This is a genomic window from Bacillus sp. ISL-77 (assembly GCF_018613105.1).
In genome coordinates this window covers 90,685-105,526 of sequence record NZ_JAGGQY010000039.1, presented here as the reverse complement: position 1 = coordinate 105,526, position 14,842 = coordinate 90,685, and the positions used below count along the sequence as shown (strand labels likewise).

General features: G+C 39.3%; 12 protein-coding genes and 2 pseudogenes. 11 read left to right on the top strand and 3 right to left on the bottom strand.

Translation table 11 applies throughout. The features are described 5' to 3' along the window. Window positions 1-424: 424 nt before the first annotated feature. Window positions 425-858 (bottom strand): annotated as a pseudogene (locus tag J7E77_RS16765) (YfmQ family protein). 339 nt (window positions 859-1,197) lie between these two features. Between J7E77_RS16765 and J7E77_RS16760 the strand changes: the two are divergent. Both J7E77_RS16760 and J7E77_RS16755 read left to right on the top strand, forming a co-directional pair. Further along, window positions 1,198-1,449 (top strand): annotated as a pseudogene (locus J7E77_RS16760) (GMC family oxidoreductase); the annotation flags it as partial. A 174-nt stretch (window positions 1,450-1,623) separates the two neighbouring features. Then, complete coding sequence (locus J7E77_RS16755; protein WP_214715847.1) at window positions 1,624-2,031, top strand: DUF1259 domain-containing protein; 408 nt, start codon at window positions 1,624-1,626, stop codon at window positions 2,029-2,031. 182 nt (window positions 2,032-2,213) lie between these two features. On the opposite strand, the gene J7E77_RS16750 is transcribed toward J7E77_RS16755, so the two are convergent. Further along, window positions 2,214-3,584, bottom strand: coding sequence for an MATE family efflux transporter (locus tag J7E77_RS16750; RefSeq protein ID WP_214715845.1), 1,371 nt, complete (start codon window positions 3,582-3,584; stop codon window positions 2,214-2,216). Between the two features lie 164 nt (window positions 3,585-3,748). Further along, window positions 3,749-4,369 (bottom strand): hypothetical protein, encoded by a 621-nt coding sequence (locus J7E77_RS16745; RefSeq protein WP_214715843.1) that lies wholly within the window; start codon window positions 4,367-4,369, stop codon window positions 3,749-3,751. A 198-nt stretch (window positions 4,370-4,567) separates the two neighbouring features. Here J7E77_RS16745 and J7E77_RS16740 point away from each other — a divergent pair, with 198 nt between their 5' ends. The 9 genes from J7E77_RS16740 to J7E77_RS16700 all read left to right on the top strand — a co-directional run bounded on the left by J7E77_RS16740 (window position 4,568) and on the right by J7E77_RS16700 (window position 14,804). Beyond that, entirely contained in the window at window positions 4,568-5,554 is a 987-nt protein-coding gene (locus tag J7E77_RS16740; RefSeq protein WP_214715841.1) for an NAD(P)-dependent alcohol dehydrogenase, read from the top strand. 237 nt (window positions 5,555-5,791) lie between these two features. Next, window positions 5,792-7,660, top strand: a complete 1,869-nt coding sequence (locus J7E77_RS16735) for a XylR N-terminal domain-containing protein (RefSeq protein ID WP_214715839.1) — start codon at window positions 5,792-5,794, stop codon at window positions 7,658-7,660. 273 nt (window positions 7,661-7,933) lie between these two features. Continuing rightward, the gene (locus J7E77_RS16730) at window positions 7,934-9,118 is read left to right on the top strand and encodes an acyl-CoA dehydrogenase family protein (RefSeq protein WP_214715838.1); all 1,185 of its coding nucleotides are present in this window, start codon (window positions 7,934-7,936) and stop codon (window positions 9,116-9,118) included. 66 nt (window positions 9,119-9,184) lie between these two features. Beyond that, the gene (locus tag J7E77_RS16725) at window positions 9,185-9,664 is read left to right on the top strand and encodes a flavin reductase family protein (RefSeq protein ID WP_168241969.1); all 480 of its coding nucleotides are present in this window, start codon (window positions 9,185-9,187) and stop codon (window positions 9,662-9,664) included. Window positions 9,665-9,685: 21 nt separating this feature from the next. Beyond that, the gene (locus tag J7E77_RS16720; protein ID WP_214715835.1) at window positions 9,686-10,501 is read left to right on the top strand and encodes an FAD synthetase family protein; all 816 of its coding nucleotides are present in this window, start codon (window positions 9,686-9,688) and stop codon (window positions 10,499-10,501) included. Between the two features lie 16 nt (window positions 10,502-10,517). Beyond that, complete coding sequence (locus tag J7E77_RS16715) at window positions 10,518-11,501, top strand: DODA-type extradiol aromatic ring-opening family dioxygenase (RefSeq protein ID WP_214715833.1); 984 nt, start codon at window positions 10,518-10,520, stop codon at window positions 11,499-11,501. A 107-nt stretch (window positions 11,502-11,608) separates the two neighbouring features. After that, the gene (locus J7E77_RS16710; protein WP_214715831.1) at window positions 11,609-12,499 is read left to right on the top strand and encodes an alpha/beta fold hydrolase; all 891 of its coding nucleotides are present in this window, start codon (window positions 11,609-11,611) and stop codon (window positions 12,497-12,499) included. Between the two features lie 99 nt (window positions 12,500-12,598). After that, window positions 12,599-13,390, top strand: coding sequence for a 2-keto-4-pentenoate hydratase (locus J7E77_RS16705; protein WP_214715829.1), 792 nt, complete (start codon window positions 12,599-12,601; stop codon window positions 13,388-13,390). Between the two features lie 112 nt (window positions 13,391-13,502). After that, window positions 13,503-14,804 (top strand): MFS transporter, encoded by a 1,302-nt coding sequence (locus tag J7E77_RS16700; protein ID WP_214715827.1) that lies wholly within the window; start codon window positions 13,503-13,505, stop codon window positions 14,802-14,804. The last annotated feature ends 38 nt before the right edge of the window (window positions 14,805-14,842 follow it).

Sequence of the window (14,842 nt, the reverse complement as noted above, 5' to 3'; positions counted from 1 at the left end):
TTTAAGAGAATTTATAAGATTGTAAGTCAAAGCTTTGCATGATCATAAAAAGAGTGGAGAAAAAACTAACTAAACGGTTAATTAAATCGGACAACCCCTGGTATACATGGGCTGAAAAACTAACCAAACGGTTGATTAAATACTTTTCAAGAGACCCTGATAACGCTCATCAGGGTTCTTTTTATTTTTCTATATTTTTATATAAATGGTGAAGGAGAGTTAGAGAAAAAAGGGTCTTGACCAACAAAAATGAACACAGGCACAAGGCTCCCGTGTTCATTTTCATATCAGAGTAAAATTATTATTCAATTTCTAGAAAAGCTGAGGATAGGTATAGGTGTTTTCTAGTCAACAATCGCACTCCGATAGTTTAAGTACGACTTTTCACAAATAGTTGAAACCGACTTTCTTCTGATCTATTAAACTAAATCCCCTGTACGGCTAAAGAACTTTTTTGGAGATGATCTGAAAGGAGGCTATACGCAACTACTTTCTTCTTGTACTGTTTTACTACATCAATGCGATCGTTGTAGCTAAAAACAAATAACCTAACATCTTTTATGCCTCTTTTCGTATCAATAACTATTGGAGTCTCACTGTTCTCTGGATGCAAATATCGGTCCCTGGAAATATATAATGCTGCTTTAAAAATGTTGCTTCGTTAAAGGAATGAATAACTTGAATTTTGTCTATACCTTCTAAGAGTTTTCCGCCAATTGTTACGGTGACATTCGGTTCACTAAGTTTAGAATGAATTTCAAATTTCCTTATAAGCCATTCCACAGGACCAGTTGGAAGACAAGTCATTAATATTTTAACAATACTTAAAAGAATTATCGAAATTACAGCCCAGGTCATTTTCCATCATCTCCGTTAAAGCTTTAATTTGTTATTAGTTTTTAATAATTTAATAATATCTCAACTAGATCAATTATTAACCATCCAATTCGATTGAAAATATACCATCCACTTTCAGAACTTCTCTTATCATATAATCTAAAATAACAAATAGGAAGAGTGAATAAGTGTATCTTCACCCACTACTCCCCCGGTGTTTTTTCATAAGATAATTAAACTGAAAAAAAGGGGAATGCAATGAAAGCCGGTCAAAAAATATATTTGACTATATTGTTGTGGGGACTGGACCTGCAGTTCCTCAACTGCATTTTTTAGGGCAAGCTTTACTGGAGCCATGCGCATGATGAAAAGCTTGAAAATTTCATTAAAGAAAACTTCGGTCATAATCACCATCAACAAAGTTCACTACGAATGGCACCATTTAATAAAGCTGGCGTAGTTGATCGTTTTGGAAGAGTACATGGAGTCAATAATCTAATTGTTGCCGATGCACAGATTATTCCCTTTACGGTTGATGGCAACACATCTGCATCAGCATTCCTAATTGGATATACCATTGCAAAACAATTAATGCAGGAAAAATGGAATTAAACAGATTTCAGAATACCCTAAACCGTTTGGCGTATAAAATAATGATTCCGTAAGAAAGCAGAAAAAAATAACTGTCATTAAACTCTTGTCCACTCAAAATTAAAAAGTAAATCATAGTGTAATAGCAAAGGGAAATCCTTTTAGTAAAATAACTATAACAAAGGAGATTACATGATGAGTTGGGACGAGAGAAGAGACCTATGTCAAGAATTTGCTAGGATACTTGGTGGGAGTGGAAGCCTAGATGAAAATGGAGTTTGTTTAGTGCAAAAGTTTCGTAATATTAACTTTAGAATTCTTGGACGCGAAACAAATTCTCCACTAGTTAATCCTCAATTTTTTTCTTTTGAAAATTTAGATAGAAAAGGGAATGCGTTAAATTTAGGTGAAACCGTTCTTTTACAAGAAGAAATTAACCCCTTATTAACGGAACTTCGAAAACGGGATATTATCGTTACGGCTGTTCATAATCACTGGTTGTTTGAAGAACCTAGAGCAATGTACATGCACTTTGAATCAGTTGAACCACCACTGCAATTTGCAAGAAAAGTAAGGGAAGCCTTTAGAGTTTTAAGAGGCTAATTTTAACACGGCACTTTTTAAGGCAATCATCGTCTTATATAGTGCTTTTTTTTCGTTTCGTATGATAGCAATAGTTAGTTGCCTACAAGCATCATTAGTAAACACTTTTTGTAAATCTGGTCCGTTCGTACAAAAAAAAAGCCGCCATTTTGGCAGCAATGTTAGCGAAGTAAGCTAGTAATCTAAGACACGCTTGGCGATACTTTCTGTTCGGCAATTTTTTTCTTTAACCAAGGTTTGGAGACCCACCGGTTCAAGGCGAAAAATCCTCGGATACATTCATCAAGTCCTTGGGCCAGCCAAACTCCTAGTAGTCCTAAACCAAGTGTAATTCCGAAAAAGTAACTAAATACTACGGCAATGCCCCACATGCAGATCACACCGATGACAACTGGGAACCGTACATCACCTACTGATTTTAAAGAACCCATAAGAACGATATTCATGGCACGGCCAGGTTCAATAAATACAATCGCCCACAATACTGGAAGAGCTATAGCAATAATGCTAGTATCGGTTGTAAATATAGTTAAGATGGGCTTACCAATTAAAGCAACAGCAAGAGAAACCGCAGCTGAAACAATGACTGCAATTTTTAATGTCTTAAGACCCCTCTTCAGGGCTCTGTCGTATTGCTTAGCTCCGATATAGCGGGCAATCAAAAGTTGTGTCCCTTGGGCAATTGCAACTGTAAACAGGAAGCAAATCATCGATATATTTAAAATATACACCCGTGCGGCTAATGCTGCATCACCGGTAAGTGCGACAAAGCTTGTAATCACCACTTGAGAAAATTGATAGGAAAGGTTTTCTCCAGCGGATGGAATCCCGATGGACAGAAGCTCCTTTACATCGGTTTTATTAATTTTAAAAATATCTTTTATATGAAACTTTAAAGCTAGTTGTTTATAAACAAAGTAAAACAGTGCTACAATAATAAAAATCCGGGCAACAAATATGGAATAGGCCACCCCAGCAACACCTGTTACAGGAAGGCCGAACCATCCTTTAATGGCAATAAAGGAACCGATCATACTAATCACATTCATGATGACCGTAACGACCATGGTTTCTTTTGTATGTCCGTAGCTGCGCAAAACAGCACTTAAAGCTAAAGAAATGGCTTCAAGGAAAAGAGATAGACCTATGATGGTAAGGAAGGTGTAAGCAAAATCGTAAACTTCACCGCTAAGTCCGTAAAATTTTAAAAACAAACCGCCAAAAGCAACCACAATAATGGTCATCACAACTCCAAACCAGAAATTCACTCCAAAGGAAGATCTTGCAAGGCGTCGCGCCCGGTCCAATCGGTTTGCTCCTAAATTTTGACCGATAAGGATAGTCGCTCCGATGGCTGTGATGTTAAATACTAAAATAAAAATATTAAGAATCTGATTGGCTACTCCAACTCCTGCAACAGCGTTGTCTGAATATCCGCTTAAAATTAACGTAGCAACAATTCCCATACTCATATGAAGCGTTATTTCGATAAATAGAGGCCACGTGATACTAAACAATGATTGATCCTGGTACTTATTGTTCTCTAAAGTCAATTTATTCTCCTTCTTTACTCAAAATCATATAAAACCTATTTTAACTACATATACTCTAAATTGAAATAAAAAAGTAATTCCGGTTGGACATAGGGACATTCATCACCATTTTGCCATTCCACCCCCCTAATAGATGTACAAAAAAAACGCCCATTTAGCGTTTTTTATTTTTTAGTTCTCCGTAAAAAAGATAATGCAATCACTACGACAGTTACAGGGAGGATAAGCCAGAGCCAATTAAATGAGTGATTTTCTTCTTCGTAGTATGTTTCGTTTTCAAAATTTTCGTAAGAAGATGCTGTTTCTATTTCTTCAGGCACTTCCGTGTCCGATTCATTTTCATCAAAACTAACCGTTTCAGAATATAAATCATCTTCTACTGGTTCATCTTCTGGTATTTGGACATCCATCTCTTCTAAATCTGCAAGCGTATAAACGTTCCCTTCTTCATCCGCATATGTAGGTTCAACATCGTTTCCATCGTTTAACATTAATAAAATCGTTCCAAAAACAAGCGTTGTTGATAACACATCGCCAGAAAAATAACGTGTAGATTTTGGATATTTTGTTCTAAGTGAGGAATAAGTTGTCGGTTTTGTCGTTGTGTTTGTTGTACTGCTTGAGCTCGGTTTTGACGGCGAAGTCTTCGGAGTAGACGTAGACGGTTTGGTATAGCTAGGACTCGTCCCCCTCGTCCCGCCTGTTCGTGTTTTTGCCTCAGCAATGACATTAGAAAGTAAAAAACTTAAAACAAGGATAGATAGCACACTAATCATTTTTTTCATTTATATCTCCTCCTATAAAATAGCCAGCTCAGATTAAAGAACCTGCTTCCTTTAATTGATTATGCTTAGTAGAATAATATTAACATATTTTTCCTGATAAAATACGAAAAGCCGTGCGATCTAAGGAGTGAATCCTCGTTCTATTAGTTCGTAGACCTTCGTAGATATTAATGATTATAACGAATTGGAGGAGAATAAATGCGCGCAATTGAGTACACAAAATACGGCCCCCCCGACGTTCTTCAACTGAAAGAGGTAGAAAAACCTTCTCCTAAGGAAAATGAAATCCTGATAAAAGTAAAAGCGACAACCGTAACGGTAGCAGATATTCGGGCAAAGAGTTTTACAGTTCCTCCCGCTTTTTGGCTGCCTGCCCGAATAACACTTGGTTTTAGACAACCAAAAAAAACTACATTGGGGATGGAGTTAGCTGGGGAAATTGAGTCAGTAGGGAAAGATGTCAAAAGGTTTCAGGAAGGTGATCAGGTTTTTGCTGCTTCTCTATTGGGTTTTGGTGCTTATGCCGAGTATAAGTGTCTGCCTGAAGATGGACCAGTATCTATTAAGCCCTCCAATATAACATATGAGGAAGCCGCTGCCATTCCGATTGGAGCACGCACCGCATTGTATTTTCTTAGAAAAGCTAACATTCAGAGCGGTCAAAGGGTTCTAGTTTACGGTGCTTCAGGAAGTGTAGGAAGTTATGCAGTTCAGATTGCCAAATATCTCGGAGCAAATGTTACAGGGGTATGCAGTACCACGAATATAGAATTGGTAAAATCTTTAGGAGCGGATCAGGTAATTGATTACACTGCAGAAGATTTTTCGAGTAAAGGCGAGACTTATGATGTGATCTTTGAAGCGGTTGACAAGAGCTCGTTTTCGGATTGTATGAAATCGCTAAAGGAGGACGGAACCTATATAAATGTCACAGTACCGTTACCAGGTGTTCGAATGCTATGGACTAAATTGACAAGCAGCAAAAAACTAATATTGAGTCAAAACTCACCTGAAACTTCAGAAGCTCTAGATTTTCTTAAAGAACTTGTAGAGACGGGGAAGTTAAAAGTGGTCATTGATAGATCCTATGCGTTCGAAGAAATCGTTAAGGCTCATAGATATGTCGAAAAAGGACACAAAAAGGGAAATGTCGTCATAACTGTGGAACCTAATAACAAATCCTAATATATGAAGGACTATACTATCAAAGATTTTGTTGAGGTTATTTTTTCAAATCTATGGGAACGATTTGGAGAAGATCCTCTAGGTTAAGGTGCTCTTCGTGGAAAAATGGTGGATTTTGATTGATGGTCTATTTGAAAAGCCTTATGATTAAAGTAACTGAAATTTAAGGCATACGAAAAGATTTGTTTTCAACTAGAAGGACGTATGCTATCTATCATGAAAACAGGATGTGTTAGCATGAACGTCAAAGTTTCGGAGGAGAGTTATAGCCACGAGGTAGTTGCAGGTGACCGTAAGATTGTTACATCTGCATCCGTTTTCGGGATTCTCAGGCAGCAACTGGCAAAGAATATTGGCATTAAGAGGATAAAGGGATTTTTATTTCATTATGGCTGGGAAATGGGTGTTAAAATTGCCAATGAAGTGGTGCATACCGAATCCTCACTAGAAAATCTCATCAAACATGGGCCGATTCTCCACATTCAAAATGGGCATATAAGAGGGATTAAACATGATTGCTCTTATGAGTTAGATGAACAAAGCCGGATTCATTATTTCTTTTCATCCGGAACATGGATTGATTCTTATGAGGCTGAGGAGCATATAAAGCATCTCGGAGTATCTAATGGTCCGGTTTGTCACACATTGAGCGGATTTGCGAGCGGTTATATGACAACGATATTTGGAGAATCACTTCTGTCGAGAGAAATCACTTGTGTGGGGAAGGGCGATTCGGAGTGCCGATGGGTGATGAAGCCCAAAAAGGAATGGGAAAAGGAACTGCAAGATGAGCATGAACTCGATTATTATAATGAAACACCGATTGTAAAAGAACTTGAGTTAACCTATGACCAATTATTGGATCAAAAAAATGTCGTCACTCGCTTGGCCAATTTTCAAAACAAATTAACCGAAGAGATTATTAATGGCAGTGATTTGCAAACCCTAGCTGATATGGTATATAAAATGATGCAAATTCCCATTATCGTTGAAGATACGTTACATCGAACGATTACCTATTCAGGGCTATCGAAGGAAAAATATTTGGATTATCGAGAGGATATGGAAAGTTATCTTCAAGAAAATCGATTAAGCACGAAGTCACTTTTACCTTTTAGAAAAAAAGTGATCCAAACTTCGATTCAGGAACGTCTCATCACCCCAATCCTTTTACAAAAAGAAGTAATCGGTTATTGTAGCTTGCTTTATGATGAATTGAAAAATCATCATCACGAAGAGGATTATTTGTTTTTAGACCGATTTGCCAATGCGGCATCACTCATTCTCTTAAATGAGAAAACAAAAGTAGAAACGTTTGAGAGAATGAAGGGAAATTTTCTTGAACAAATAGTAGAGGGCAGGCTGTCTACAAATGAGATCATCAATCGTGGGAAATATACTGGTGTAGATCTTGAGCAGAAATATTATCTATCGGTAGTGGAATATAAAAAAATCCAAAGTTCGATTGAAGATGAGTTTCTTCTGCAGGAACAGATTTTTGAAACGACCTTTCATTATTTCAATGAGAAAAAGCATAATATCTTGGTTGGACACCGGGATGGCAACATGGTGTTATTGATTACCAATGAAACCATTCAAAAGAAAGCGATCTATGATGTGATAAAAGAATACCTCGATTATATGTTAAAAAAATATCCACAAGGTCATTTTAAATGCGGTATCAGCCATTTAGAGGATGATATTTGCCAAGCATCCAGATGTTACGAGGAAGCAACCATTGCTTTACGATTAGCAGTCAAGAAGCATATCGTCCCGTTTCAATCATTAGGAATCGTAGGAGTACTGATTAACGCGAAAAATATCAGTGGGATTAAACTAATTGCAGAGCAAGAATTAGGACCTCTATATAACATGACAGATCCAAAAATCCTCGAACTTCTAAAAACTTTGTATAGTTTTTTGTTGAATGGGGGGAAGCTTGAGCAAACGATGAGTGATTTGTCTTTATCGATGAGCGGGCTCCGGCATAGGATCAGCCGGATCGAAAGCTTTTTAGAAAAAGACCTTCGCGATTCAGATGAAATGCATCAATTACTACTGATTATAAAATCGTTGATTGCCATAGGGGAACTCACATTAGATTAGAGCCATCCGGATTAAGCCGGGTGGTTTTTCTTCTGCCTTTTTCCACCGTTGATTTCTCTGTGATGAACAAAATTTGTCTAGTAAATTAAAAAACATAGACATTTTTTGCCCTAGTATGAAAATTCCAAATTATATAAACTTTATTTACAAGGTTGAAATAGTAAAAACCTAGTTCGATTTCAAATGTAAGCGATGCCAGCTAAATTGACCAACGGACGTTAGTCCATAACCTATTATTTTTCTCAACCAATCAAACAGAAGGGGTGTAGAACGATGGCAAGTTTTGTATTAAAAGGGGAAGATGTCACAGTTAAAGATTTACTAGCCGGAGCGGAACGAATCGGAAAATTGGCAGAGCAAGAAGCATTAGAAGCAGAGAAAAATGCGACTATATCACAAAATGTGGTGAACCTCATCAAAGAAACGCAAATTTCACGGATGATGCTTCCAAAAAAATATGGCGGACCACAGGCAGATTTGAAAACGTTTGCTAAGGTCGTTCGTAAGGTGGCGAATTACAATATTTCAGCAGCTTGGCTTACCTATCTTTATCCGCTTCATAATATGCTTCCAGCTTTTCTTCCTGAAAAGGGTGCAGACGAAATCATTCATCAGGGCGGATTAATTTGCGATATCTTTGCTGCATTAGGAAAAGCAGAACGGGATGGCGATGGTTATCGTATCAGTGGCAAGTGGAGTTTTGTCAGTGGTGTCAATTATAGTGATTGGGTTGGTGTTGGGGTTATGATTCAGTTCCCTGACAGCGAACAACCTGTATATTGTTTGCCAATGCTAAAAACATCCGAGGTGGAAGTGGTCCATAACTGGGATACATTTGGCTTAAGAGGATCAGGCAGTAACCAAATTATTGCCGATCAAGTGTATGTCCCAATGGAGCGGATTTTACGTTTAGATCAAGCAGAGCTTACAAGAAGACCACCGCTAGAAGAATATGACACAGACTATCCTTTTTATCATGTCCCATTCTTTCCTTCCTTCTATTTGGGATTCGGTTACATGGCCCTGGGCGGGGCAGAACGGATACTTAAGGAATTTAAAGTGCTTACTGAAAAACGTGTGCGCTTAATGGATGGAGTAAGGGAAAGTGAGTCACCAAGAAGTCAGCGGGTATTAGCCGAAATGACAACAGATTTCCACGTGGCGGAAGCTTTGCTAGAAAAATATATTAATCTGCTTGAAAACTATGAAACAGATGGCTGTATGACTCCTCCATCTGAATTCTTTGCGATTCGCACAAAAGCGATTAAGATTTGCACGGATATTGCCGTAAGATCTCTGTTAACTCTTGGCGGAGGCGCTCTTTATAAAGGCGGACCAATGGAATTGTTCTTAAGGGATATCATCGCCGTTGCCACACATAAAACTTCTTTATACGAAGATGCGGTTGCTGCATATGGTCAGGAGTTATTTGGTTTTAACAGTGGAGTTAGAGGTTAAATTCGAAGGGTACGAATCATAGATAACAAGCTTTATAGAAATTTTTATCAGAGGAGGATTTTTAAAATGGATGATCGTCAGTTTCGCAGTGCAATGGGTAAGTTTGCCACAGGGGTAACCGTTATTGCAACAGAAGTAGAGGGAGACGTTCACGGAATGACAGCGAATGCGTTCATGTCTGTGTCGCTTGACCCAAAACTTATCGTTATTTCTATCGGAGAAAAGGCAAAAATCTTAAACAAAATAAAAGAAAGCAAGATTTTCACTGTGAATATCTTAGCCGCTGACCAGCAAGAGCTTTCGATGATTTTCGCTGGACAATTGAAGGAGCACAAGGAAGTGGTCTTTGACCGCCTTGATGGAAAGCCGGTATTATCTGGTGCCGTTGCACAAGTTGCATGTGAAGTATCAGCTGAACATGTTGAAGGGGACCACACCTTGTTTATTGGCAAAGTAACGGATATTCACCTTGAAGATGCAGAACCACTGATTTTTTATAATGGAAAGTACCGTTCATTAGTAGAAGTATTGCCTGTGACAATCTAAGGATGATGAGAGGAGACTGTTATGGAAACAATTCATGTAAACCGGAGTAATTTGGCAGAATGGCAGGAAAAGGCGAGGCCAAATGTGATGGCCCTTGGTTGTTTCGACGGTCTCCATCATGGACATTGTGCAGTCATCAATACCGCTTATCAAAAGGCAGGCGAAAAACAAGTGCCTTTAGCTGTCATGAGTTTCTTCCCACATCCGAAAACCGTTATCTCCAATGGGAAAATTCACGTCCATTATTTAATGCCGCTTGCGGAAAAAGAGGCGAAGCTTCGGAACCTGGGAGTCGATACGTTTTATATTGTTGAATTTGATAAAGAGTTTGCCGGATTATCACCAGAACAGTTTGTTACGCAATACTTGAATGGTCTTGGTGTCGTTCATGCAGTCGCAGGATTTGATTTTTCATATGGCTCTCGTGGTGCGGGTAATTTGGAACGGTTAAAACAGGACTCAGGCGGACGAATTGATGTCACCAAGGTAGCAAAGGTAGAGCTCCGGGGCGAGAAAATAAGTTCCACCTGTATTCGTGATCGGCTGTTAAACGGGAAGGTTGCAGAACTGCACGATTTACTCGGTCGATTCTATGAAACTCCATGCGAATGGGATGAAATATCATTCACACTTTACCCCTATTATACTCTTCCAGGTCCAGGAAGCTATAAGGTTACCATAAAAAATGAAAGAGGTTCTTTTCAAACAAAAGTAGCAGTAATGAATGATGGTACAACGCTCAAATGTATCGATGTTATGCCTTTATTTTTAAAGGGGAAACTATCCATTATTTGGCATAAAGAAATAGCTGAGTCTAGGAAATTAAGGATATCTTAAAAAAGGAGAGGATCAAATGGCTAAAATTATTGCAGGCGTCGCAATGTCGCATAGTCCGATGATCATGACAAATGAAGCGGGAGGCGGAGATAAAGGACAGCACTTCCTCCAAACTGCGTCTGAAATGAAAAAGGTAATCGAAGATTCAGGAGCAGACGTGATTGTATTGATATCGGATGATCATTTCAATAGTTATTTCTACGACCAAATGCCTGCATTTACCATTGGGATAGGCGAATGTGAAGGCTGGGGAGACTGGCAGCTGCCGAAATACCATATCCCTGTGCAAGAAGACTTAGCGAAGCATATCCTTCACACCGGTTTAGAAAGCAATGTTGATTTTGCCTTTACGTTAAAAATGAAAGTCGATCATGGCCATACACAAGGAATTTACTTCTTAAATCCAGATTTAAAAATTCCAGTGGTTCCAATAGCTGTGAATACGTCGGCGCCGCCGCTGCCAACGATGGACCGCTGTTTCCAAGTCGGCGAAGTGATTCGTAAAGCGATTGAGTCATGGGATAAAGATCTTAAGGTTGCGATTGTCGCTTCGGGTGGTTTATCTCACTGGGTGCCGATTCCAAAGATTGAGAGTGAAAAACCAGAAGACCAATCCTTGATACAAGTCTTAAAAAATGGCCGTCAGGAAATAGACCAGCTTGATGAATATTTAAAGTTACGGGAAACAAATGTCACACGAATTAAATCAGGGCCCGTTAATGAACAAATGGACCGTGAATTTTTACGATTGATTACCGAGAAGGAATTTACTGCATTAAGAAACTGGAGTGCGGATTATATTGAGGAGCATTTAGGTAATGGCGGTCAGGAAATTCACAACTGGCTGGTCCTGCTTGGTGTACTGCAAAGCTTTGATGCAAGTGTCGCATGCTATGAGCCAATTCCGGAATGGGTAACGGGTATGGCGATTGTTCAGTTTAGTCAGCCGGTTGACCAAAATCATCCTGAACAAGCATCTGAAGACAAAGTAAGCATTTAAGGTTAGCAGCGGGAACCACTCTCGAAATTGAAAGGTTCAACAACATCAGTGATGGAAAAGGTAGAACACCACTATGTAACTATTATTTTTAAAAAGGGGAGATTTAAATGACAATCTGGACAGACTTAGCTGATTTGGAATATAAACTCTATTATGTTAATGCAAGCGATATTAAAACGAGAGTACTAGAAGCTGGAACAGGAGAGCCCTTGATTTTGCTTCATGGTACGGGTGGCCATATTGAGGCTTATGCCCGAAACATTCGAGGGTTAAGTGAACATTTCCGTGTGATTTGCATCGATATGGTTGGACATGGCTATACCGCTAAACCAGATCGCCCATACGGAATTGATTATTATAGCGAGCATTTATTGGGTGTTATTCAAGCATTAGGGTTATCAAAGGTATATCTTTCAGGTGAATCATTAGGTGGCTGGGTCGCTGCCTGGTTTGCAGCTGAACATCCAGAGTATGTGAAAGCAATGGTGTTAAACACGCCAGGCAACGTTAATAACAAACCTGAAGTTATGCAAAAGCTGAAGGACTCCACGTTAAAAGCGGTTCTTGAAGCCAACTATGAAAATGTAAAAACAAGACTTCAGTGGTTAATGTATGATAAGAGCCAAGTAAACGATGAACTAATTGAATCTCGTTACAAAATCTATACACAGCCATCTTACCAAGAGGCCGTTCATCATATCGTCTGCCTGCAGGATATTGAAGTTAGAAAGCTGTACAGCTGGGATCCATCATGGTGCGGTAAAATCAATGTTCCGACATTGTTAGCATGGACAGACCATGATCCAACTTCAACCGTTGAAGAAGCCAAACCGATTCAGGATATGATTCCAAATAGTGAGTTGGTTGTCATCAAAGATGCCGGACACTGGCCGCAGTGGGAGAAACCTGAAGAGTTTAACACTGTATTAATAGACTTCTTATTGAAAAATGGAAAAGAAGCTGCTAATCAAAACGACGCATCCTTGGTAACAAAATAATAAGACGACACTTTGAGAGCGCTATTGATTGATTCATAGGTTAACAGTTTTTGAATCTATGAAATAGTGCTTTATTTTTTTACAAAAGGAGTTTTTACTATGAGCAATCAAGTCATTCATCGTGTTCAACATGTATATGAGCTTTTGCAGCAGGCAGAAGCTGCTAAGCAATCCATTACACCACTTACTGATTTGTATCAAGAATTATCCGTTGATGAGGCGTATCAAGTCCAACTTCTCGCAATTAATGAGAAGGTTGGAGATGGACAGCGTATTGTTGGGAAAAAAATTGGGCTAACCTCTGTTGCCATGCAGCAGCTGTTAGGTGTGGATCAACCAGATTACGGCCATCTATTGGATTCTATGGAAGTAAGTAATAACGGGATCATCAGCTTAGATGCCATGTTCCAGCCAAAGGTAGAAGGCGAGATTGCCTTTGTTCTCAGCAAGGATTTGAAAGGTCCATCTGTAACTATTGAGGATGTCCTAGATGCGACAGAGTATATAGCCCCAGCCTTAGAAATCGTCGACAGCCGGATAACCGACTGGAAGATTACCTTAGCAGACACGATTGCCGATAATGCATCAAGCGGATTGTTTGTTATTGGTGAGGAGCGATTCTCGTTAACGGATATTGACTTACCATCGATTGAAATGAATTTGTTTAAAAATGGTGTACTGATCAATACAGGATATGGTTCAGATGTACTAGGCCATCCTGCCAAATGTGTGGCCTGGCTGGCAAATAAGTTATCCGAATACCAGGTTGTTTTGAAAGCAGGAGAAGTGATTTTATCAGGGGCATTATCTGCAGCAGTAGTGGCCGAAAAAGGGGATCGGTTCACTGCTGGATTTTCACATATTGGTAAGGTGGAAGTTACATTTAAGTAATGACCTAAAAGGACTTTTTCATTGATGGGGTGGAAAGGACTTGAAGTCAAACTGGTATCATTCTATGAAAACGAACGAGGGAAAAAGGGAGAAATTTCAAGGAGGTCCTTATATGGAGCAAAAGAAAAGTGCAGTATCAAAAAAAACATGGGTGATCATCTTCCTGTTATTTTTATTAACGGTCATTAGTAATGCAGATAAGGCGATTATTGGGTTTGCCTCAGTATCAATTATCAAGGAATTAGGATTATCGCCAGAGCAATGGGGAGTTGTCGGGAGTGCTTTCTTCTTACTATATTCGCTTTCAGCTGTTTTAGGCGGCAGTCTTGCGGATAAATTTGGAGCGAAAAAAGTCATTGCTGGTATGGTCGCAATTTGGTCCATCGTTCAATTCTCAACGATCTTTGTCAGCAGCTTTACTTATTTATTGGTAACAAGAATCATATTAGGGGCTGGGGAAGGACCTTCCTACGCTTTAGCGATGACAGCTGCCTCAAAGTATCTTCCAAAGGAAAAATTGGGGATTGGATTAACCTTGGTTTCAGTGGGCGGACCGCTTGGTGTCGCCATTTCAGCGCCGGTCTTAATGCATCTCATCATGAGTTATGGATGGCGCTCGGCGTTTATCTCAACTGGAGTAGTAGGCTTTATTTGGATTATCGTGTGGTTATGGATCGCAAAAGAGAAAGCGGTTACAGATACTGAGTTGGTTGTAGCAAAAGGCAGTGCCCAGTTATCCACTATCCAAAACGAAACAAAATTCACCTCTGCCTTGTTTTCAAAAAATTTCATCTTCGTTGCCTTATGTGGTTTTGCCACTTATTGGTCCTTTACGATTGGGCTGAACTGGCTTCCCAATTATTTGGAAAATGTCCGCCACCTCAGCGAAGGTACGTTAAAAATTGTCGTCGCATTGCCTTGGATTATGATTACTCTTTCGCAAATTACCTTTTCAACCCTTTCTGACCGACTTTATCATAAGACGAAAAGTATGGTAAAGGGACGGATTTTTGTCCTTGGACCAGTAATGTTAGCTGGAGCAGTCAGCTACTTTTTCGGAGCAATGGTTAGCTCTAATCTTCTTGCCATTGTATTATTATCACTTGGGTTAACATTTGGATGTATTACCTTGGTTATGGGACCAGCGATTCTAGTAGATTTGGTTGCACCTAAACATCAAGGTAAAATTCAAGGGTGGTTTATGGCGATTACTTCATTGGGTGGGATTGTTGGACCCTATGTAACAGGTTATTTCATTGAACACTCAGCAAGTCCAGCCGTTGGATTCCAGTATGCGTTCCAGTTATGCGGGCTAATCCTTCTTGTTTTCGGTGGACTAGTTTGGCTGGCCGTCCGTCCTAAAAAGATTGAAAATTCCGACCTATCAAATGCAAATACATCAAATGTCATGTGAAATATAGTAAAATGCACAAAAAGCGAACAGTGCCTGGC